The organism is Fusobacterium perfoetens (assembly GCF_021531475.1).
Taxonomy (GTDB): domain Bacteria; phylum Fusobacteriota; class Fusobacteriia; order Fusobacteriales; family Fusobacteriaceae; genus Fusobacterium_B.
This window is the reverse complement of sequence record NZ_JADYTX010000006.1, coordinates 51,620-73,487: the sequence shown is the minus strand read 5'-3', so window position 1 is coordinate 73,487 and position 21,868 is coordinate 51,620. Positions and strand designations below refer to the sequence as shown.

The window sequence follows — 21,868 nt, the reverse complement described above, 5'->3', positions numbered from 1 at the left end:
TAAGAGCTAACTTTGAAGGAGAATGTACAGAAGTTGGAATGTACTTAGCAATGTCAAGAGTAGCTGACAGAGAAGGATATCCAGAAGTAGCAGAAGCTTACAAAAGAATAGCTTTTGAAGAAGCAGAACACGCAGCAAAATTTGCTGAATTATTAGGAGAATGTGTAACTGACTCTACAGAGAAAAACTTATCTATGAGAGTAGAAGCTGAATATGGAGCAACAGCAGGAAAATTCGACATCGCTAAAAGAGCAAAAATGTTAGGATTTGACGCTATCCACGATACAGTTCATGAAATGGCAAAAGACGAAGCAAGACATGGAAAAGCATTCACTGGATTATTAAACAGATACTTTGGAAAATAATAATAAAAAATAGAGAGCTGGGAGAAAATCCCAGCTTTTTTAAAATTATTGACAATAGAAAAAAATAGAGTAAAATCTAAATAAGAGATAAAAATAAAAAGAATATAGCTTAGTGATTGGGGAGGCTTAAAAAGATTTTCTTAAGGATAAATAAGGAAGTTTTTTTAAGTTTTTTTTACAATAAACTAGGAGGTAAATTCTATGAAAAAAATGATTAATAAGCCGGAAAATATTGTTACAGAAATGATAGGTGGAATGTTAAAAGCATTTCCTGATTACTTAGAGCAAGTTGGAGATTTACCAGTAGTAAAAAGAAAAAATAAAAAAGAGGGAAAAGTAGCATTAATAAGTGGTGGAGGAAGTGGACATGAACCTTCTCATGCTGGATTTGTTGGATATGGAATGCTTGATGCAGCAGTAGCTGGAGAAGTTTTTACATCACCAAGTGCTGATAAAGTTTATGAAGCTATAAAAGCTGTAGATTCTGGAAATGGAGTTTTACTTATAATTAAAAACTATAGTGGAGATGTTATGAACTTTGAAATGGCTGCAGAGATGGCTGGAATGGAAGGAATAAATGTCAAAAAAATTATAGTTAATGACGATATAGCTGTGGAAAATAGCACATATACAGTAGGAAGAAGAGGAATTGCAGGAACTGTTCTGGTTCATAAAATGGTAGGGGCTGCAGCAGAAAAAGGATACTCATTAGATGAATTGGAAGTTTTAGGAAATGAAGTTATATCAAGAACTAAAACTATGGGAATGTCATTAAAACCTTGTATGGTTCCAACTACTGGAAAATTAAGTTTTGAACTTCCAGAAGATGAAGTAGAAATTGGATTAGGAATTCATGGAGAGCCAGGAACTCACAGAGAAAAAATGCAAGATGCAAATGCTCATGTAGATTATCTATTAGATAAAATATTAAAAGAATCTGAATTATCAGAAAATGATGAGGTAGCTGTTTTAGTAAATGGACTTGGAGAAACTACTTTAATAGAACTTTACATAATTAATAATAGAGTTTCTGAAGTTCTAGCAAATAAAAATATAAAAGTTTATGATACAATAGTTGGAAACTATATGACATCATTAGATATGGGTGGGTTCTCAATCACTCTTGTAAAGCTTGATGATGAAATGAAAGAGTTATTAAAAGCCAAAACAGATACCCCAGCTTTCAAAAGATTTTAGGAGATGAATATGGAATTATTAAATATAGTAAAAAAAGTAAGTGACGAAATTATAAAGAATAAAGAATATTTAACAGATTTAGATAGAGAAATTGGTGATGGTGACCACGGAGTAAACTTGGCTAGAGGATTTGAAAAAATATCTGAAGAACTTCCTAAAATGGAAGGAATGAAACCAGCTGATGTCTTTATGAAGATGACTATGCTTCTTATGTCTAATGTTGGTGGAGCTTCTGGAGCTTTATACTCAACAGCTTTGATGAAAGGTGGAACGGTTTTAAAGAAACATTCTGAAGTAACTCCAGAAGTAGTAGTTGAAACTTGGGACGAAATGATAAAAGGGATTCAAATGAGGGGAAAAGCTGTAAAAGGTGAAAAAACAATGCTTGATACTCAAATTCCAGCTTTTGAAGAGTTTAAAAAATCTGTTGAAGAAGGAAAATCTCTAAAAGAAAGTTTTGAATTAGCTGCTGAAAAAGCAAAACTTGGAATGGAATCTACAAAAGATATAATTGCTACAAAAGGTAGAGCAAGTTATTTGGGAGAAAGAAGTATTGGACATATTGATCCTGGTTCAATGTCATCATATATTATAATAAAAACTATTAGTGATGAATTAAATAAATAATTTTTTACTTAAATATTATACGAGGTGAAAAAAATGATAGGAATAGTAATAGTATCACACAGTCAAAATTTAGCTCATGAAGTAATAGAATTATGTAAAGAAATGAAAAAATATGATTTTCCTGTTGTAAATGGTAGTGGAACTGATGGTGGACATCTTGGTTCTGACCCAATGAGAATAAAAGAAGCAATAGAAAAAGCATTTATGCCAGAAGGAGTTTTAGTTTTTGGAGATCTAGGAAGTTCTATATTAAATGCTGAGATGGCTATTGATTTCTTAGATGAAGAACAACAAAAGAAAGTAAAAATAGCTGATGCTCCTTTAGTTGAAGGAACTCTTATGGCTATGGCTGTAAATGATGAAAAAGCTACATTAGAAAGTGTTATGGAAGAAATAAGCGAACTAAAAAGTTTTAGTAAAGTAGAATAAAAAAAATTTTAAAGAGGTTGTCGAGAGATGACCTCTTTTCTATATCTATCTTAAATTTTATATCCAAAAAAAGAAAAAACCCCTTTGAGTTAATCAAAGGAAGTTTTTTCCCTAACAATTAAAATTTATCTATTCATCTCAGAGGTAGAACCTTCTTCGTGATCTTTAATGATAGCTTCAACATTTGCTTTAGAGAAGCAAACAACGTCTCCTAATAGAGTATTTTTTAAAGCTCCAAGAGCGTTACCAAATTTTAAAGCTTTTTTAGGACAATCAAAATGAGTTAAACCATATAAAGCTCCAGCTACATAGGCATCTCCACTACCGATTCTATCTACAATTTCTATATTTTCATAAGGCTCTTCAAAATAAAATTCATCATTAACACTGCTATAAATAATAGAAGTGAAATTATGAGATTTTGGAGAGTTTACTGTTCTTTGAGTTGATATTAAAAGAGAAATATTATGTTCTTTAGTAAAGTTTCTCATAATATCTTTCATATCTCCAGTTTGACCAAACATTTTTCTTAAAGTTTCTTCAGAAGCAAAAAGAATATCTATACTAGGAAGTATTTTTTCAATTTCTTCTCTTGCGTATTTTTCATCACCCCAAAGATTTCTTCTGAAGTTAACATCAAAAGATATAACAGCTCCAGCTTCTTTGAAGTTTTTAATAAGATCTTTTACTAATTGTTTAGAATTTTCACAAAGTCCTAAAGAGATTCCACTTGTATGGAAAACTTTTGTTTGTGAATAAACTTCATCATTTAACTCATTAGATGAGAAAAATTGGAATGAAGAATCATTTCTATCATAAACAACGCTAGGTTTTCTTGGAGATGCTCCATATTCATAATAGTAAAGAGCAAGTCTTTTATTTTTAGATGAGTCGTAAACTAAGAAATCTGAGTTTACTCCGCTTAAGTTTATACATCTTTTAGCATATGTTCCTAAGTCATGATCAGGAATTTTTGATAAGAATGATGTTTTTCCACCTAATGAAGATATTCCTGTAACGACATTAAGTTCAGCTCCACCTAAATTTCTATCAAGAGGTCCATCTTGAACTAAAACTTTTCCAACTGCTGGAGATAATCTCATTATAATTTCTCCGCAAGAAACAACATCAAATCTTTTTTCTGAAAAGTTAAACATATTATCCCTCCTGATTATTTATTTCTAATTTCTTTTATTTTTCTAACAAATTCTTGAGCAGTAGCTTTTATAGATTCACTTGTTCCAGAAGCAAGTTTTCCTCCAGCTCCAACAGCTACAACTCCATTTTTAAACCATTCATCTATATTATCAAGACTAACTCCACCAGTAGGCATAATATTTACTTGTGGAAGAGGTGCTTTTACAGCTTTTACAAAAGATGGTCCAAAAGCACTTCCAGGGAATAATTTTATAATATCAGAACCAAGTTCCATAGCTCTCATCATTTCAGTAATAGTCATGCAACCAGGCATATATGGTATTTGGTAAAGATTACATAATTTTGCAGTTTCTTCGTCAAATCCAGGAGAAACAATATATTCAGCTCCAGCTAATATAGCGATTCTAGCAGTAGCAGCATCTAATACAGTTCCAGCTCCAACGATTAATTCATCTTCTGAAAATTCTTTTTTTAACGCTTTTATAACATCAGTAGCTCCAGGTACTGTGTAAGTAACTTCGATAGCTGGGATTCCTCCTTCAACGCAAGCTTTAGAAATTCTAACTCCTTCTTCTATGCTTTCACTTCTTACAACAGCAACAATACCAGTATTTATAATTCTTTCAATAGTTTGATGTTTTTTTAACAAAATAATCACCCCGTTATTAATTTTTACTTTCTAATATATTTATAGCTTATAAAATAAAAAAAAACAACAGTTAATTTAGTTGAAAAATTCCATATATGAAAATTATAAAAGTGAAAAAATAAAGAAGTCTATATATTCCAATAAAAAAGAAGAGGAAGATAAAAAAAAGAGTTCCATATATAGAATTAAAAAATTATCTTGACAGTTTTTTTTACAGAAGCTATACTTTAATTAATAAAAAACTTCAAGGAGGGATATTATGGAAAATTTTATTTACTATACACCAACAAAAGTTATTTTTGGGAAAGATGAAGAAAAGAAAGTTGGAGAACTTGTTAAAGAATTTGGAGCTAAAAAAGTTTTAATTCATTATGGTGGAGGAAGTGCTGTAAGAAGTGGACTAATAGATAGAGTAAAAAAATCTTTATCAGAAGAGGGTATTTCTTATATAGAACTAGGTGGAGTTAAACCAAATCCAAGATTATCTCTTATATATGAAGGAATAAAACTTGCTAAAGAAAATGGAGTAGATTTTGTTTTAGCAGTAGGTGGAGGAAGTGTTATTGATTCTGCTAAGGGAATAGGTTATGGAATAGCTAATCCAGAAATAGAAGATGTTTGGGATTTATATATAGGAAAAGCAAAAACTAAAAAATGTGCTCCTATTGGTGTAGTTTTAACAATAGCAGCAGCTGGAAGTGAAATGAGTGGAGGAAGTGTTGTTACTAAAGAAGATGAACAATTAAAAAGATCTTATAACACAGACAATGCAAGACCAAAATTTGCTATAATGAATCCAGAGCTTACCTACACACTACCAAAATATCAAATTGCTTGCGGAATAGTTGACATTATGATGCATACAATGGAAAGATATTTTTCACCAGTTGGAAATTTAGAAATAACAGATAGAGTAGCAGAGGGACTTTTAAGAACAATGATAAAATATGGAAAATTATCACTGGAAAATCCTGAAAATTACGAAGCAAGAGCGGAGATAATGTGGGCAGGTTCTTTAGCTCATAATGGATTAACAGGTTGTGGAGGAATTGGAGATTGGGCAACACATCAATTAGAACATGATTTAGGTGGAGTTTATGATATAGCTCATGGAGCAGGACTTGCAGCAGTTTGGGGTTCTTGGGCAAGATATGTTTATAAAGAAAATCCAGAGAGATTTGCTAAGTTTGCTGAAAATGTATTTGGAATAGAAAAAATAGGAACTGTTGAGGAGATAGCTATTAAAGGAATAGAATCTATGGAAAATTTTTATAAAGAAATTGAGATGCCAATATCTATATCTGAAACTGGAATAAATTTATCAGATGATGATGTTCTTATGTTAGCAGAAAAATGTAGTAATAGTGGAGCTAGATTTATAGGAGCATTTAAGAAACTTTACAAAGAAGATATGGCAAAAATATATTCAATGGCAAGATAAAAAAATAAAGAAAGGATTGATTTTTTAGTCAATCCTTTTGTTATATAATAAATTAAAAATTGATTTTTTTTAAAATTTGGGGTAAAATAGTCTTAAAAATTTATATTGAGAAAGTAGGAAATATAATGGAGTTTATTGGAGTAAAAAAAGAAAAAGGTGAAAATAGTAAACAGTTTACTTATAGAATATTAAAAGAAAATATAATGAATTTATCTTTGAAGCCGGGAGAAGAAATCAGTGAAGCAGAGATTAGTGAGGCTTTAAACGTAAGTAGAACCCCAGTAAGAGAAGCTATTGTAAAATTAAAAGAGGAAAAACTTATAAATGTTTTTCCACAAAAAGGTTCTTTAGTTTCTAGAATGAATCTAAAATTGATAGAAGAGGCTGCTTTTCTTAGAGAGATTTGCGATAAAGAGATTTTGAAAATAGTCTGCCAAGAAAATGAAAAAGAAAACCTTTTAAAAGAGTTGAAAAAAAATCTAGAGTATCAAAAAATAGCTGTTGAATATGATGAAAATACTTACGAATTTTTTAGACTAGATAATTTATTTCACAAAATAATATACGATCATTGTGATAAAACAAATATATGGAAAGTGATACAGAGATTAAGCACACATTATGATAGGTTAAGATTATTTGATACACTGGAAAAAATGAATTTTTTAGAAATTATAAGTCAACATGAAGAAATAATTTTGATATTAGAAAATAAAGAAAAAGAAAAAGTAGATTATATAGTCGAAAAACATCTATTTAATTTTAAAAAAATATTAAATAATTTCAGAGAAAAATTTCCTAACTATTTTGATGAATAATATATTAATAAAATTGTTCCTAGATAAAAATAATATTTGGGGACAATTTTTTTATAAAAATTAAATTATTGACAAATAAAAATAAAAGTTATAACATACTAGTATACAAGAGAACGAAGAGGTGATTTTATGTTAGAAATAATGATGACAAAACTTATGCCAATTATTCTATATTTTTTTATAGGGTATATTTTAAAAATTTTTGATATTTTGAAAAAAGAAGAAGCGTCAGTGTTATTAAAATTAATTTTTTATTTAATGAGTCCAGCAGTAATAATAATTTCTGTAAGTACTATGAAATTTTCTAAAACTTTGATATATTATCCTATTTCAGCTATATGTATTCATATAATAATGTTTTTTATAGGAAAAATAATTTCCAAGAGAGTAAAATTAAGTGAAAAAGAAAAAAAGGTTTTTAGAGGAGCTTCCCTAATAATGAATTTAACGTTTATACTTCCATTTTTTATAAGTTTTTTTGGAGAAAAGAACGTATATTTATTATCCATTTTTGATGCAGGTAATTTAGTAATGGTAACAACAGTGGTGTATTCTATATTTGCTTCTAGTGACTCTGAAAGTATTGGTCAGAAAATAAAAAAAATACTAAAGTCTCCTTTGATTATAGCACTTATTATTGGAATAGTCATAAATATATCAAAAGTTAATATACCAAAAGGAATAGAGATAACTTTACAACAGATAGCCAGTGTAACAGGAGTTTTAATAATGATAGCTTTAGGATCATATTTTACACCTAAGTTTTCAAAGTTAAAATTAAGTTTGATTATAGTAGGATTAAAAATGATGGGAATTTTAATAGTAGGAACAATAGTGGGAAAAATATTGCCACTAGATGAAATGGGGAGAACTATAATTTTATTGGGAGCTTTATCACCAGTAGGAAATAATGTACTAACATATGTTTTTATAACAGATGGTGATATGGAATTGGCAATAAATGTTGTATCTTTATCAATTATTATAAGTTTTGTAACTGTTTCACTATTTTTGTTGTTTAGATAGAAAGTTAATATAAAATATGAATAGAATTGCTATATAAAATTAAAATGAAGTACAAAAATTATTAGTTTTAATTAAGTAGTAGTTCTATTTTTTTATTTTTATTTGATAAATAAAAGAGTTATATAATTTTAATAGAATGAAGAATAAAAAAGTTATTGACAAAAAATACTTTATATATTATACTAGTATACAAGAAGATAAGGATGGATTTTATAAAGTTCAATTGTATTAAAAACATACGTAAAAAACTAAAAAATGATTAGGAGGGCGTTAAAATGAAAAGAGAAGTTTTAAGAAAATTATTTTTAGGAACAACAGCTTGTGTATTAGCTGGAGCTTTAATAGGATGTGGAAGTGATAAATCAGGAGCTAAAGCAGATGCTAAAAAAGTGTATGAATTAAAAGTATCAACGACACAAGCAGAATCTTCAGTGATAGTTCAAGGATTACAAGACTTTGCCAAAAAAGTAGGAGAAAAAACAGATGGTGGTTTAAAAATAACAATATATCCTTCTAGCCAATTAGGTGGAGAAGAAGATATGATAGACCAAGCAATGCAAGGAATGAATATAGCAATTCTAAGTGATGCGGCTAGAATGTCAGATTATGTACCAGAAATGGGAATATTCAATATGGCATACTTTGTAGATAATTATGATGAAGCTGTAAAAGTTATGGAAACAGAAACATTTAAAGGTTGGACAAATGATTTAACAAATCATGGATTAAAAATATTAACATTTAATTTCTATGATGGAGCAAGATCTTTTGTGGGACATAAACCAGCTACAAAACCAGCAGATTTAAAAGGTCAAGTAGTTAGAACTCCAGGAGCAGCACCATATGTAGAAAGTATAAAATCAATGGGAGCGACACCTTATAGTATTGCTTGGAGTGAAGTTTACAATGGAATCCAAACTAAATCAATAGATGGTTGTGAAGTTCAATATACATCAGCTGTAAGTTCTCATATTTATGAAGTTGCTAAATTTGTAAATAAAACAGAACATATAAATTTATTAAACTGTGTTGTAACAAGTAATGCTTGGTTTGAAAAATTACCAGAAGATTATAAAAAAGTATTAGTTGATACAGCTAATGAATGTGGATATGAAAATGCAAAATATGTTGTAAGTTTACAAGAAAAATTAGAAAAAGAACTTATAGATAATGGAATGACAATAGTAGAAGTAGATAAAAATGCATTTAAAGAAGCTGCTAAAAATGCTTACGATGTACTAAATCTAACAAAAACTCGTGAAAAAATCTACAACGAAATTGGAAAAACTTTATAATAGTTGATTAAGTAATTTGGATAGTACAAACTTCTTTAAAAAAGTTTGTACTATCTTTTATAAGAATGTTAGATAGGAGAGTGAAAAAATTGAAAAGTTTATATTGGAAATTTGCAAAATTAGAAAGTGCCTTAGCAAGTTTTCTTCTTATAAGTATATTTTTACTTGTTTTTCTTTCAGCTTTTACAAGAACATTAGGAAGACCTATAAACTGGGCTCAAGATGCAGCTCTTGTTGCTTTTGCTTGGATGACTTTTTTAGGAAGTGATTTGGCAATAAGAAATACAAGACTTATTGGAATTGAAGTTTTAACTAAACATTTTCCAAAAGTAATTCAAAAATATCTTGATATTATTTTTAAGATTATCATAATTATATTTTTGCTTATTCTTATTAGATATGGTTATGTAATGGTTATCACAGGAATGAAAAGAACAATTACAACCTTAGGAATAAGTTATGCATATGTTACAGCATCAGTACCAGTAGGAGCTTTTTTAATGATAATATCAACATCTATAAGATTAGTTGAAAGTATAAAGAAACCTGCTAAAAAATGGGGGGAGGATAAATAATGGAATTTGCTATACCAGTATTTTTAATTTTTCTTGTATTAGGAATGCCAGTAGCTTTCTCTATTGGACTTTCAGGATTGACATTTTTCTTAGTAAGAGATTTACCAATGTCTGTTCTAGTGCAAAAATCAATATCAACTTCACAATCTTTTACAATGCTTGCGATTCCTTTATTTATATTTGCAGGAAATTTAATGAATAGTAGTGGAATAACAAGTCGTTTAATGAAATTGGCTAGCGTTCTTACAGGACATATGTATGGAAATATAGGACAAGTTTCTTGTGTATTAAGTACTTTGATGGGAGGAGTATCAGGATCAGCAGTTGCAGATGCTGCTATGCAATCACGTATCTTAGGGCCTGAAATGACAAGATTAGGATACGCTAAAGGATGGAGTGCTGCAGTAAATGGATTATCAGGATTAATAGTTGCAACAATTCCACCAAGTATGGGGCTTATAATATATGGAACTGTTGGAGAAGTTTCAATAGGGCGTCTTTTTATGGCAGGGTGGCTACCTGGTATATTAATGATGGTATTTCTTATGATAGCTTGTACAATATCAGCTCGTAAGTTTGGATACAAACCAGAAAGAAAAGAAAGAGCTAGTTTAAAAGAAATCTTAAGTACAATGACAGCTGGATTCTGGGCGTTAATGTTCCCAGTAATGTTAATAGTTTTAATAAGATTTGGAATAGTAAGTCCAACAGAATCAGGAGCTTTTGCAGTAGCTTATGCTTTATTTGTAGGAGTTTTTGTTTATAAAGAATTAGATAAAGAAACATTTATTACAACAGTTAAAGATAGTGTAAAAGATATCACAGTTATTACAATTATCTTAGCATTTTCAGGAACTTTTGGTTATGGAGTAGTTTATGACGATATAACAACAAAATTAGCAACAACTTTGATGGGAATATCAGATAATCCGACAATACTTTTAGCACTAGTTGTATTCTTCTTACTAGGTTGTGGAATGTTTATGGAAACAACAGTAATCGCTTTAATTCTTACACCAATTTTATTACCAGTTATGAAGAGTGTTGGAGTAGATCCAGTTGTTTTTGGAATGATAATGATGACTTGTGTTACATTTGGAGTTATGACTCCACCAGTAGGAACAGCTTTATATACTACATCAGATATAATGGGGTGTTCAGTAGAAGAAACAGTTAAATATGGATATCCATTCTATATAGCGGTGCTTTTAGTTGTAGTATTTATGGTATTTTTCCAAGATGCTGTTTTATTTTTACCAAATCTTGTATATGGAGCTAGTGCTCTTTAAGACATAAATTAGGAGGAAACAAAATGAGAATGGCTTTTCGTTGGTATGGAGTAGGAAATGATAACGTAACTCTAGACCAAATCAGACAAATTCCAGGAGTAACATCTATTGTTTGGTCATTACACGATAAAGTGGCTGGTGAAGAATGGGAATTTGAAAGAATAAAAGAAGTTACAGACTATATAAAATCTAAAGGTTTTGATGCAGATGTAGTGGAAAGTGTTAACGTACATGATGATATTAAAATAGGAAAACCAACAAGGGATAAATATATAGAAATCTACAAAGATACTATAAAAAAATTAGCAAAAGTTGGAGTAAAAGTTATATGCTATAATTTTATGCCAATTTTTGACTGGACAAGAACAGATTTATATAAAGAAATGCCTGATGGTTCAAACGCATTATTTTATCAAAAAGATTTAGTTACAGGAGTTTCTCCTCAAGAAGTAACTAGAAGAATCTTAGAAGGAGCTGGAGATAAAACAATGCCTGGTTGGGAACCGGAAAGACTTTCAAGATTAAATGAATTATTTGAAGAATACAAAGATGTAACAGAAGAAAAATTAACAGAAAACTTTAAATATTTCTTAGAAAAAATAATTCCTACTTGTGAAGAGGTTGGAATCAAAATGGCAGTTCATCCAGATGATCCACCTTGGCCAATATTTGGACTTCCTAGAATAGTTAGAGATGAAGAACATATAGAAAAAGTTTTAAAATTAGTGGATAGTCCTTGCAATGGTTTAACTTTATGTAGTGGTTCTTTAGGACCAAATTTAAAAAATGATATTCCTAATCTTATAAGAAAATTTGGAGATAGAATACATTTTGCTCACATAAGAAATGTAAAGGTATTTGAAAATGGTGACTTTATAGAAAGTTCTCATAGAGCATGTGATGGAAATGTAGACATTGTAGAAGTTGTAAAAGCTTATCATGATATAGGATTTAAAGGATATGTTAGACCTGATCATGGAAGACATCTATGGGGAGAAGAAAAAACTTGTAGACCAGGGTATGGACTTTACGATAGAGCTTTAGGAATTATGTATCTTTGGGGAATCTGGGATACTTTAGAAAAAAACAATAAATAACAACAAAAAAGGTTACAGAATTTTTATTTTGTAACCTTGTGTTAATTAAATGGGAGGAAAAAATGAAACTTTCTTTAAAGGAAATAGAAAATATAAAAAAAATTGAAGAAATAAAAGTTCCTTTATATGATATAGTAAAAGTTAAGGAAAATACAATTAAATCACCTAAATGGTTGCATTTTGGTGCAGGAAATATATTTAGAGCATACATTGGAAAGATGCAACAAAATCTATTAAATAAAGGTCTTGAAGATACAGGAATTATTGTTGCAGAAAGTTTTGATGAAGAGATAATTGAGAAAGCTTATACTCCATATGATAATTTAACTTTATCTGTTATTTTGTCGAAAGATGGAAAATTTTCAACAGAACTTTTAGGAAGTATTGTTGATTCATTAAAAGTAAGTGAAAATAGAGAAAAGTTAGAAGAAATTGTAAAAATGCCAACATTACAAATGATAAGTTTTACAATAACAGAAAAAGGATATAATTTAAAAAATCCTGTTGGAAAATATTTTCCAATAGTTGAAGAAGATTTTTCTAATGTTCCAAATAAAGCAAAACACATTATGAGTATAGTTACAGAACTTTTATACATTAGATATAAAAATGGTGCTACTCCAATAGCAATAGTAAGTATGGATAACTGCGCAGGTAACGGTGATAGAATAAAAGCTGCTGTATTTGATGTGGCAGAACATTGGATAAAAAATGGTTTTGTAGAAAAAGAATTTATAGAATATATTTCTAATGAGGAAAAAGTAACTTTTCCAGTGTCAATGATAGATAAAATTACTCCTAGACCAGCCGAAGTTGTAAAAAATTATTTAGAAAATTTAGGATTAGAAGGAATGGAAACTATTATTACGGATAAAAAAACTTATACATCTCCATTTGTAAATGCAGAAGTTTCAGAATATTTTGTAGTAGAAGATAAATTTCCTAATGGAAGACCAAAACTTGAAATGGCAGAAGCAGGTGTTTATGTAACAGATAGAGAAACTGTTGAAAAAACTGAAAGAATGAAAGTTACAACTTGCTTAAATCCATTACACACAGCTTTAGCAGTATATGGATGTCTATTAAATGAAAAAACAATATATGATGCAGTTTCTAATCCTTTATTAAATAAATTAATAAAAAATATTGGATATAATGAAGCTTTAAAAGTTGTAGAAGATCCAAAAATATTAAACCCAAAAGATTTTATAGATGAAGTTATAAACGAAAGATTTGCTAATCCGTTTATTCCAGATCAACCAGAAAGAATAGCAACAGATACTTCTCAAAAAGTTGGAATAAGATATGGTGAAACATTAAAAGCTTATTTAGCAAGTAATGAATTAAAAATATCTGATATAAAATATATTCCATTAGTTTATGCTGGTTGGTTTAGATATTTATTAGGTGTAGATGATATAGGGAAAGAAAGAAGCATAAGTCCAGACCCAATGTTAGAAATGTTAAAAGAAACTCTTGATGGAGTAGAATTTGGAAAACCAGAAACATACAATGGTCAATTAAAAGAGATACTAAAAAATAAATCAATTTTTGGCGTTGATTTAGTGGAAATTGGTCTTTCTTCTGATGTTGAAAAATATTTCGTAGAAATGTTAGAGGGAGAAGGGGCAGTAAGCAAAGTTTTAACTAAATATTTAGGATAATATTATTAATAACTACCAAAGAAAAAGATGTTACTTTTAATGTAGCATCTTTTTCTTTTAGAATAAAAATTTGTTAAATTAAAGAAGTAATATTTAAGTTTTCAAGTTCCTTTGTAATTGCACTGGAATGTTCTCTTAAAAGAACTTTAATTTTTTCTATTTGCTCAGAAGAAGCTCTAAAAATAGGTAAACTAACCCCAAGAGCAGCAATAATATTTCCATTACTTATAATAGGTACAGCTACACACTGAGCATCTGAAGTAATCTCTCCTATCTCTTCACAATACCCATCATTTTTAGCTTTTTCTATTATTTTAACAATCTCATTAACATCAGTAATAGTATTTTCAGTAAATTTTCTTAATTCATTAGAATATAATTTTTTTATAGTTGATTCAGAATATTCACAAAGCAAAGCTCTTCCCAGTCCAGTACAGTAAAGAGGAAGATTTCTTCCGATTGATGACATCATTTTTATTGGTTGAGGAGATTCTATCCTAGCTAAGTATAAAACTTCATGATTATGATTAATTCCTACTTGGCAATTTTCATTACATTCATTAACTATAGTTCTCATATGAGATTTTATTAGATCCAACCCATTTATATTTTCTAAATATGTTTGTCCTATTTGAAAAGCATTTAAACCTATTGTATATGTTTGAGAAGTAGGATCTATCACTAGAAGTTCAAGTTCAACTAAAGTTTTTAATATAGGAGAAAGAGTGCTTTTTGGAATATCTATTAATTTTGAAATATTTGAAAAGGTTAGTTGTCCAGAATTTTTAGAAATTATATTCAAAATATTAACAACTCTTTCAGTTGGTTTGTGTAGCTCCATTTTTTTATCCTCCAAAAAATCGTTTTACTAAAATATGATATCAGAAAAAACAAAAAAAAGCTATCTAAATTTAAAATAAAAACTTATAATTATATAAAATATGTATTTATTTAGTTAATTAAGTTTTTAAAAAATATATAAAAAAATAAAAATAGAACTTGACAAAAGAAAAAACATGTAGTATATTTATAATATACTTAAATGCGAACTAGTTCTTAATAACGAACAAAGATAAAGATGAGGGGGTTTTAAATGAAAAAAGTATTATTTGTAGGAAGTTTAGCAGTTATGGGATTATTTATGGGATGTGGAAAGGAAAAAGAAGCATCATCTGATGCAAAAGTTAAAACACAAGTTTTAAAAGTAGCTTTTAATCAATCAGAAAAACATCCACAATACAAAGCGTTAGAGCAATTTAGTAAAGATTTAGAAGCACAAACAAAAGGAGCTTATAAATTAGAAATATCTCCAAACGAATTATTAGGAGACCAAAGAGCTACAGCCGAATTAGTTCAAAACGGAGTTATTCAAATGTCTGTAGTAGGAAATCCAGTTGTTGAAAGTTTCAATAAAGACTTTGCTGTAATAGGATTACCATATTTATATGACAGCTTAGAACATCAAAAGAAAGTATTTACATCTGATGTATTAGATCCATTATTTAAATCAGTAGCACCAAATGGATTTGAAGTTATAGGAGCATTTACAGCAGGAGCAAGATGTCTTTATACAGATAAACCAATGACAAAACCAGAAGATTTAAAAGGATACAAATTCAGAGTAATGCAATCTGATACAATGAAAAAAATGGTTGACTATATGGGTGGAATTGGAACTCCTATGGGACAAGGAGAAGTTTATACAGCTGTTCAACAAGGAGTTATTGAAGGTGGAGAAAATAACGAAGTTACTTATGTTGACTTAAAACATTATGAAGTAGCACCTTACTTTTCATATACTAACCACTTAATGGTTCCAGATTTAATCATCATCAATGAAAAATTATACAATGGAATGACTCCAGAAAACAGAAAAATATTTGATGACTTAATGAAACAAACAATAGAAAATGAATTTACAGTATGGAACGAAAACGTAGAACAAGCTAAAAAAGTAGCAACAGAAAACGGAGCAAAATTCATCGAAGTAGATATTAAACCATTCCAAGAAAGAGTAAAACCTCTTCAAGAAGAAGTTTCTAATATTTCTGATATGACTAAAAAAATCTACAAAGATGTTAGAGATTTAGCTAAATAATAGCTAGAGGAGATAGGAATGGAAAAAATAAAAAATTGTCTGGATAAGATAATAGAACTATTTTGTATAGTTATAATGGGAGTTATGACAGTTTTAGTAACTTGGCAAGTTATTACAAGATATGTTTTCAATAATCCTAGTATTTTTACAGAGCAAACATCACAATATTTATTTGTATGGTTAGTTATGTATGGTTCAGCCTATGTATTTGGAAAAAGAGAACATATGCAAATTTCTTTCGTTAGAGATTTGACATCAGGAACTCTAAGAAAAGTAATAGATATTTTTCAAGAAATAATAATTACTATATTTGTTCTAATAGTTATGATTTATGGGGGATATTTTTCAGCGTTAAGACAAATGGGGCAAGTGGATGCAGCTTTACAAATACCAATGGGAGTTATATATTCAGCAATTCCAATAAGTGGAGTGTTTGTAATATTCTATGCAATTCACAATATAAAAGTGATTGCCTGTGGTAAAAAAGGTAAATAAAGGAGAAAGTTATGGATTTGGCAATACAAGTAGGAATGATAATATTTATAACATTAGCTATATTCTTAGCATTAGGGGTACCAATCAGTATCAGTATAGGACTTTCTTCTACAATGGCAATGTTACTTATTTTACCTTTTGATGGGGCAATGATAACATCAGCACAAAGAGTTTTTATAGGAACTAACTCATTTTCACTTTTAGCAATACCGTTCTTTATATTAGCAGGAAATATAATGAACACAGGTGGAATAGCTATAAGACTTATAAATTGTGCAAAACTTTTTGGAAGAAAATTTTATGGACCTTTAGCACAAGCTAATGTTGTGGCAAATATGCTTTTTGGAGCGATTAGTGGTTCTGGAGTTGCAGCAGCAGCTGCAGTAGGAGGAACAATATCTCCAATTGAAGAAAAAGAAGGATATGATAAAAAATATAGTGCTGCAGTAAATATCTCTTCAGCACCAACAGGAATGTTAATACCACCAAGTAACACATTGATAGTTTACTCAACAGTTGCAGGAAGTGTTTCAATATCAGCTTTATTTATAGCTGGTTATATTCCTGGAATTCTTTGGGGATTAGGAATTATGATAGTTGCTAGCTTAATGGCTAAAAAACTAAAATATAAATCAGAAGACTCAATGAGTACAAGTCAAATGATAAAAATAGTTTTAGATGCAGTACCAAGTTTATTATTAGTTATAATAGTAATCGGTGGAATTTTAAAAGGAATATTCACAGCAACAGAAGGATCTGCAATAGCTGTTGTTTACTCTTTAATACTTTCGTTCATCTATAAAGAAATGAAATTAAGTGATCTACCAAAAATTTTCTTAAGCTCAGCTCAAATGACAGCGATAGTTATATTTATGATTGGTGTTTCATCTATAATGTCTTGGGTAATGGCATTTGCTCATATACCTCAAAAAATAGCTGAATTACTTTTAGGTGTTACAGATAGTAAAATAGTTATATTAATAATAATGAATATCTTATTATTAATAATAGGAACATTTATGGACCCAACACCTGCAGTATTAATATTTACACCAATATTTTTACCAATAGTACAAAGTTTTGGAATGACACCAGTTCATTTCGGTATAATGTTAGTATTTAACCTTTGTATAGGAACAATTACACCACCTGTTGGACCTATACTGTTTACTGGATGTAAGATTGGTAATGTAACCATTGAGGAAGTCTTTAAGTGGTTACTACCATTCTACGCCGTTACAATATTAATATTATTCTTAGTAACTTTTGTACCAAGTTTTTCACTATTCTTACCACAAATATTCGGACTAATAAAATAATTAAAAATTTGAGACTGGTGTATATCAGTCTCAAACTTATTTAAAAAATATATATTTTTAAGGAGGAAAAATGGAAATTCGTTATGCTTCAAGTAACAAAGATGCAAAACATTATGATACTGCAAGATTAAGAGAGGAATATTTAATTCAAGATCTTTTTACACCAAATAATATAAAATTAGTTTATTCTCACTATGATAGAATCATTGTTGGAGGAGCTTGTCCAACAACTGAAGCTATAAAATTAGAAGGAAGTAAAGAATTAGGTTCTAATTTCTTTTTAGAAAGAAGAGAATTAGGAGTAATAAACGTAGGAGGAAAAGGAGTTATTTCTTTAGATGGTGTAGAATATGAATTAGATTTTAAAGACGCTATCTATGTAGGAATGGGAGTAAAAGAAGTTCTATTTAAAGGAGTAGACCCAGAAAATCCACCTAAATTCTATATGAACTCAGCTCCAGCGCATAAAGCTTATCCAACTAAAAAAATAGGATTAGCTGATGCGAGAAAAGTTCACTTAGGAAGTATAGAAACATCAAACAAAAGAACAATAAACCAATATATCCATCCAGATGTATTAGATAGTTGTCAATTAGTAATGGGAATGACAGCTTTAGAAGATGGATCAGTATGGAATAGTATGCCTTGTCATACTCATGACAGAAGAATGGAAGTATATTTCTACTTTGATATGGCAGAAGATACAAGAATATTCCACTTAATGGGAGAACCAACAGAGACAAGACACATAGTTATGAAAAATGATGAAGCTGTAATATCTCCATCTTGGTCAATCCACAGTGGAGTAGGTACAGGAGGATATACATTTATTTGGGGAATGGTAGGAGAAAATCAAACATTCACAGATATGGATCATGTTGCAATGGAAGATTTAAGATAATAAAATATAGGGAAATTTAGGAGGAAAAAATGTTAAATGAATTTTCAATGGACTTTTTCTCATTAAAAGGAAAAGTAGCAATAGTAACTGGAGGAAATACAGGATTAGGACAAGGATATGTAGTAGCTTTTGCAAAAGCTGGTGCAGATTTATTTGTAGTAACTTATGATAGAGATTGGGAAGAAACAAGAAAATTAGTAGAAGCAGAAGGAAGAAAAATTCACTTTTTCCAAGCTGACTTAACAGATAGAGCGCAAGTAACAGCTTCTGTAGAAGAATGTAAAAGAGTTTATGGAAAAATAGATATATTAGTAAATAATGCAGGAACAATAAGAAGAGCTCCATTATTAGAATACAAAGATTCTGACTGGGAAGCAGTAATGAACATAAACTTAAACGCTGTATACTATATGAGTCAAGACGTAGCAAAAGTAATGGTAGAACAAGGAAGCGGAAAAATAATCAATATAGCTTCAATGCTTTCATTCCAAGGAGGAAAATTTGTACCACCTTACACAGCAAGTAAACATGGAGTAGCAGGAATAACAAAAGCATTTGCAAATGAATTAGCTTGTAAAAATATCCAAGTAAACGCAATAGCACCAGGATATATAAAAACAGCAAACACAGCACCAATAAGAGCAGATGAAAAAAGAAATGCAGAAATATTATCAAGAATCCCAGCAGATAGATGGGCAGAACCATTTGATTTAATGGGAACAGTAGTATTTTTAGCAAGTAGAGCAGCAGATTATGTAAACGGACATATATTAGCAGTAGATGGTGGATGGTTAGTTAGATAATCCTCTAGAAATAAATATGATAAGACAAAAAAAGCTGGAAATTCTCCAGCTTTTTTGTTTTAAATATTATTCAGAGATTGGAAGCCAACCTTTATAGTACCAATGACGACCTTTTTTTACAAAGTAACTTCTTTCGTGATGAACTATTTCCTCATTTGTTGTAAGATCAATATATGTTGCTTTAAACTCAACTATTCCATCAATATCAAATTGAGTTCCACGAACAGTTTCTATAATTTCGAGTCCAAGCCATTTAGAATTTTTAGACCATTCTTCAGCATCTTTCCAATTAATTCCCCTTGCTGTTTTAGGATCGTGAGTCTTTTTTATAAAATCAATATCTCCAGATACATATGCTTCATATCTAGCTTTCATAAGTTCAAGAGCAGTTTTTGGATTTGTCAAAATAAAACCTCCTTATTATTAATTTTAATTTTATTATAACATATTTTTATAAAATATTATTAAATTATAAATAAAAAAAGTTACCAACTAGTGATAACTCTTTTTAGACAAAGTTTAATTTATACATTTAACTAAAGAAATTTTTTAATCTTTCTAGCCAAGTTTCTTTAGTAGGGGATAGCTCTTTTATTCTAGCTCTTAATATTTTTTTCCTTTTTCCATTGGGACAAACATTACACATCTTTGCCCTACAACTGTCACAGCCCTTTAATATTTTTTTAAGTTCAGATTGATAAAGATCTAAGTTTTCCATTTTAATCTAAATCCTCTTCTGTTAAAATATTTATTTCATGCCAATTATAAAACTCTTGCATTTTAAAAGGAATTGTATTATTTTTATAAGCTAGAGCAATTATTTCATCATTATCTAAAGTATAGACAATATTATGTTCTTCAAAATCATCAAGTATCATTTCTTGAAATTTTTCATATTGTCCATTTTCTTTCATAGTCTTTATTATATTTAAAGTTTCTTCATTTGTTAATCTTTCCATAAAAACCTCCTATGAAATCTTTATATTTTGATTATATCACAAAAATAAAAATATATCAAGTATAAAAATGTAATAATTACATTTTTATTTAAAAAAGTATAATATTTCTATAAAATATTAAAAAATAAAAAAGTGTGGCTTTTAAAACCACACTTAATTTTTAAAATTATTTTTCTTCTACTTTTTCAAAAACTTCTTTTCCTTTTTTACATAAAGGACATACCCAGTCATGTGGTAAATCTTCAAAAGAAGTTCCTTCTTTTATTCCGCCTTTAGCATCTCCTTTTGCAGGATCATAAACATATTTACAAATTTTACAAATGTATTTTTCCATTTTTCATCTCTCCTTTTCAAATCTTCCTAATTTAATTTATCTTTTTTCCCAAACTAATCTTTTTATAATTTCAGCAACGATTTCTTTACCTTGTTCATCACTTAAAATATTATCTAAAATTTCTTCATAAGAAATTTTTAATTCTTTTAAATCACCACAGTCTTCTGTAAGAGATATTCCTTTCTCCTCAGTAGTTATTGTTAAAATATGGGGACATTCAGTATATTTCTCATCACCTAATAATAGATAGTTAAATTTTTGATTTAGCTCTTTATTCATATATTGCCTCCTTTAGTTTTAACTTTATAATTTATTATAGCATATTTATTCAAAAAAATAAAGTATTTTTTTCAATTTTAAAATCATTCAAAATATGATATAATTAAATGAAAAATATAAGGAGGAAGTAGACTAAAATATTTTGGTCAAAATTAAGTTATGAGTAAAATAAATAAATTTATAGGAGCACATGTATCAGCACAAGGTGGAGTTTCTAATGCTATTGAAAATGCTAAAAATATAAATGCTAGAGCTTTTGCAATATTTACTAAAAATCAAAGAAGATGGGATTCAAAACCATTAGAAGAGGAAGAAATATTAAAATTTAAAAAATTATTAAAAGAGAGTGGAATTTTTCCTGATTATGTATTGCCACACAATAGTTATCTTCATAATTTAGGAAGTCCTGATCCAGAAAAAAGAGAAAAATCTTTTAATGCTTTTGTCGATGAGATGGAAAGATGTAATCTTTTAGGACTTAACAAAATAAATATGCACCCAGGAAGTCATTTAAATGAAATATCAGTTGATGAGTGTATAAAATTTATTGCTGATGGGATAAATAAAGCCCACAAAAAAGTTCCAAATGTAGTTGTTGTTCTTGAAAATACAGCTGGGCAAGGAAGCAATATAGGAAGTAAATTTTCTGAGATAGGAAAAATAATAGAGCTTATAGAAGATAAATCAAGAATAGGAGTTTGTATAGATACTTGTCACACTCTTGCTTCAGGCTATGAATTGAAAGATGAAGAGGGATATAATAAAACTTTTGATGAGTTTGAAAAATATATAGGTTTTAAATATCTAAAAGGAGTTCATCTAAATGATTCAATGTTTGATACAGGCTCTAAAAAAGATAGACATCAAAGTATTGGAAAGGGAAAATTAGGAGAGGAATTTTTTATAAGATTTATGAATGATTCTCGTTTTGATAATATTCCAATTATTCTTGAAACTATCGATAATACAATTTGGAAAGAAGAGATAGAATATCTATATAGCCTTATTAAATAAATTTTACAAAAAGATAAAAATAAAAATTTTATAAAC

The 21,868-nt window shown here is 29.0% G+C and carries 26 protein-coding genes; 18 read left to right on the top strand and 8 right to left on the bottom strand.

All coding sequences use genetic code 11. The features are described 5' to 3' along the window. From I6E15_RS02690 to dhaM, 4 genes are all read left to right on the top strand, one after another. A partial coding sequence (locus I6E15_RS02690; RefSeq protein ID WP_328221819.1) for a ferritin-like domain-containing protein occupies positions 1-365 on the top strand: 365 nt, incomplete at its 5' end. Between the two features lie 201 nt (positions 366-566). Beyond that, complete coding sequence (gene dhaK / locus I6E15_RS02685; RefSeq protein WP_235244043.1) at positions 567-1,562, top strand: dihydroxyacetone kinase subunit DhaK; 996 nt, start codon at positions 567-569, stop codon at positions 1,560-1,562. A 9-nt stretch (positions 1,563-1,571) separates the two neighbouring features. After that, positions 1,572-2,189 (top strand): dihydroxyacetone kinase subunit DhaL, encoded by a 618-nt coding sequence (dhaL, locus tag I6E15_RS02680; protein ID WP_235244042.1) that lies wholly within the window; start codon positions 1,572-1,574, stop codon positions 2,187-2,189. A 33-nt stretch (positions 2,190-2,222) separates the two neighbouring features. Beyond that, the gene (gene dhaM, locus I6E15_RS02675; protein WP_177160761.1) at positions 2,223-2,618 is read left to right on the top strand and encodes a dihydroxyacetone kinase phosphoryl donor subunit DhaM; all 396 of its coding nucleotides are present in this window, start codon (positions 2,223-2,225) and stop codon (positions 2,616-2,618) included. 125 nt (positions 2,619-2,743) lie between these two features. Here dhaM and I6E15_RS02670 read toward each other — a convergent pair whose 3' ends face one another. After that, on the bottom strand, positions 2,744-3,775 hold the full coding sequence (locus I6E15_RS02670) for a sugar kinase (protein ID WP_235244041.1): 1,032 nt from the start codon (positions 3,773-3,775) through the stop codon (positions 2,744-2,746). A 14-nt stretch (positions 3,776-3,789) separates the two neighbouring features. Then, positions 3,790-4,425 (bottom strand): bifunctional 2-keto-4-hydroxyglutarate aldolase/2-keto-3-deoxy-6-phosphogluconate aldolase, encoded by a 636-nt coding sequence (locus I6E15_RS02665; RefSeq protein ID WP_235244040.1) that lies wholly within the window; start codon positions 4,423-4,425, stop codon positions 3,790-3,792. A 259-nt stretch (positions 4,426-4,684) separates the two neighbouring features. Here I6E15_RS02665 and I6E15_RS02660 point away from each other — a divergent pair, with 259 nt between their 5' ends. From I6E15_RS02660 to I6E15_RS02625, 8 genes are all read left to right on the top strand, one after another. Then, entirely contained in the window at positions 4,685-5,866 is a 1,182-nt protein-coding gene (locus I6E15_RS02660; RefSeq protein WP_235244039.1) for an iron-containing alcohol dehydrogenase, read from the top strand. Between the two features lie 125 nt (positions 5,867-5,991). After that, complete coding sequence (locus I6E15_RS02655) at positions 5,992-6,684, top strand: GntR family transcriptional regulator (protein WP_235244037.1); 693 nt, start codon at positions 5,992-5,994, stop codon at positions 6,682-6,684. Positions 6,685-6,813: 129 nt separating this feature from the next. Continuing rightward, positions 6,814-7,710, top strand: a complete 897-nt coding sequence (locus I6E15_RS02650) for an AEC family transporter (RefSeq protein WP_235244035.1) — start codon at positions 6,814-6,816, stop codon at positions 7,708-7,710. Between the two features lie 275 nt (positions 7,711-7,985). After that, complete coding sequence (locus I6E15_RS02645) at positions 7,986-9,005, top strand: C4-dicarboxylate TRAP transporter substrate-binding protein (RefSeq protein ID WP_235244033.1); 1,020 nt, start codon at positions 7,986-7,988, stop codon at positions 9,003-9,005. 89 nt (positions 9,006-9,094) lie between these two features. Beyond that, positions 9,095-9,580, top strand: a complete 486-nt coding sequence (locus tag I6E15_RS02640) for a TRAP transporter small permease (protein WP_235244031.1) — start codon at positions 9,095-9,097, stop codon at positions 9,578-9,580. Continuing rightward, positions 9,580-10,869, top strand: a complete 1,290-nt coding sequence (locus I6E15_RS02635) for a TRAP transporter large permease (protein WP_235244029.1) — start codon at positions 9,580-9,582, stop codon at positions 10,867-10,869. Before I6E15_RS02640 ends, I6E15_RS02635 begins: the two co-directional genes overlap by 1 nt. A 23-nt stretch (positions 10,870-10,892) precedes the next feature. Continuing rightward, positions 10,893-11,966: a mannonate dehydratase gene (uxuA, locus tag I6E15_RS02630; protein WP_235244026.1), complete on the top strand. Its 1,074-nt coding sequence runs from the start codon at positions 10,893-10,895 to the stop codon at positions 11,964-11,966. A gap of 62 nt (positions 11,967-12,028) precedes the next feature. Then, positions 12,029-13,630 carry a mannitol dehydrogenase family protein gene (locus I6E15_RS02625; RefSeq protein WP_235244025.1) on the top strand — a complete coding sequence of 534 codons (1,602 nt, stop codon included), beginning with the start codon at positions 12,029-12,031 and terminating at the stop codon, positions 13,628-13,630. A gap of 73 nt (positions 13,631-13,703) precedes the next feature. On the opposite strand, the gene I6E15_RS02620 is transcribed toward I6E15_RS02625, so the two are convergent. Further along, on the bottom strand, positions 13,704-14,471 hold the full coding sequence (locus tag I6E15_RS02620) for an IclR family transcriptional regulator (RefSeq protein ID WP_235244023.1): 768 nt from the start codon (positions 14,469-14,471) through the stop codon (positions 13,704-13,706). Between the two features lie 252 nt (positions 14,472-14,723). Here I6E15_RS02620 and I6E15_RS02615 point away from each other — a divergent pair, with 252 nt between their 5' ends. The 5 genes from I6E15_RS02615 (at position 14,724) to kduD (ending at position 19,246) form a co-directional block, all read left to right on the top strand. Continuing rightward, positions 14,724-15,728 (top strand): TRAP transporter substrate-binding protein, encoded by a 1,005-nt coding sequence (locus I6E15_RS02615; RefSeq protein WP_235244016.1) that lies wholly within the window; start codon positions 14,724-14,726, stop codon positions 15,726-15,728. A gap of 18 nt (positions 15,729-15,746) precedes the next feature. Beyond that, positions 15,747-16,223 (top strand): TRAP transporter small permease, encoded by a 477-nt coding sequence (locus I6E15_RS02610; RefSeq protein WP_235244014.1) that lies wholly within the window; start codon positions 15,747-15,749, stop codon positions 16,221-16,223. A gap of 11 nt (positions 16,224-16,234) precedes the next feature. Then, on the top strand, positions 16,235-17,542 hold the full coding sequence (locus tag I6E15_RS02605; protein ID WP_235244012.1) for a TRAP transporter large permease: 1,308 nt from the start codon (positions 16,235-16,237) through the stop codon (positions 17,540-17,542). A gap of 70 nt (positions 17,543-17,612) precedes the next feature. Next, the gene (kduI, locus tag I6E15_RS02600) at positions 17,613-18,443 is read left to right on the top strand and encodes a 5-dehydro-4-deoxy-D-glucuronate isomerase (protein WP_235244010.1); all 831 of its coding nucleotides are present in this window, start codon (positions 17,613-17,615) and stop codon (positions 18,441-18,443) included. 29 nt (positions 18,444-18,472) lie between these two features. Then, entirely contained in the window at positions 18,473-19,246 is a 774-nt protein-coding gene (kduD, locus tag I6E15_RS02595) for a 2-dehydro-3-deoxy-D-gluconate 5-dehydrogenase KduD (protein ID WP_235244008.1), read from the top strand. 66 nt (positions 19,247-19,312) lie between these two features. On the opposite strand, the gene I6E15_RS02590 is transcribed toward kduD, so the two are convergent. The 5 genes from I6E15_RS02590 to I6E15_RS02570 all read right to left on the bottom strand — a co-directional run bounded on the left by I6E15_RS02590 (position 19,313) and on the right by I6E15_RS02570 (position 20,818). Next, complete coding sequence (locus tag I6E15_RS02590; RefSeq protein WP_177160750.1) at positions 19,313-19,651, bottom strand: YchJ family protein; 339 nt, start codon at positions 19,649-19,651, stop codon at positions 19,313-19,315. A 127-nt stretch (positions 19,652-19,778) separates the two neighbouring features. Beyond that, complete coding sequence (locus I6E15_RS02585; protein ID WP_177160749.1) at positions 19,779-19,964, bottom strand: hypothetical protein; 186 nt, start codon at positions 19,962-19,964, stop codon at positions 19,779-19,781. A 1-nt stretch (position 19,965) separates the two neighbouring features. Continuing rightward, on the bottom strand, positions 19,966-20,205 hold the full coding sequence (locus I6E15_RS02580) for a hypothetical protein (protein ID WP_177160748.1): 240 nt from the start codon (positions 20,203-20,205) through the stop codon (positions 19,966-19,968). Between the two features lie 166 nt (positions 20,206-20,371). Then, positions 20,372-20,539 (bottom strand): rubredoxin, encoded by a 168-nt coding sequence (rd, locus tag I6E15_RS02575; RefSeq protein WP_235244006.1) that lies wholly within the window; start codon positions 20,537-20,539, stop codon positions 20,372-20,374. Positions 20,540-20,575: 36 nt separating this feature from the next. Beyond that, positions 20,576-20,818: a hypothetical protein gene (locus I6E15_RS02570; protein WP_235244004.1), complete on the bottom strand. Its 243-nt coding sequence runs from the start codon at positions 20,816-20,818 to the stop codon at positions 20,576-20,578. Between the two features lie 159 nt (positions 20,819-20,977). Here I6E15_RS02570 and nfo point away from each other — a divergent pair, with 159 nt between their 5' ends. Next, on the top strand, positions 20,978-21,832 hold the full coding sequence (nfo, locus tag I6E15_RS02565) for a deoxyribonuclease IV (protein ID WP_235244002.1): 855 nt from the start codon (positions 20,978-20,980) through the stop codon (positions 21,830-21,832). Positions 21,833-21,868 lie beyond the last annotated feature (36 nt).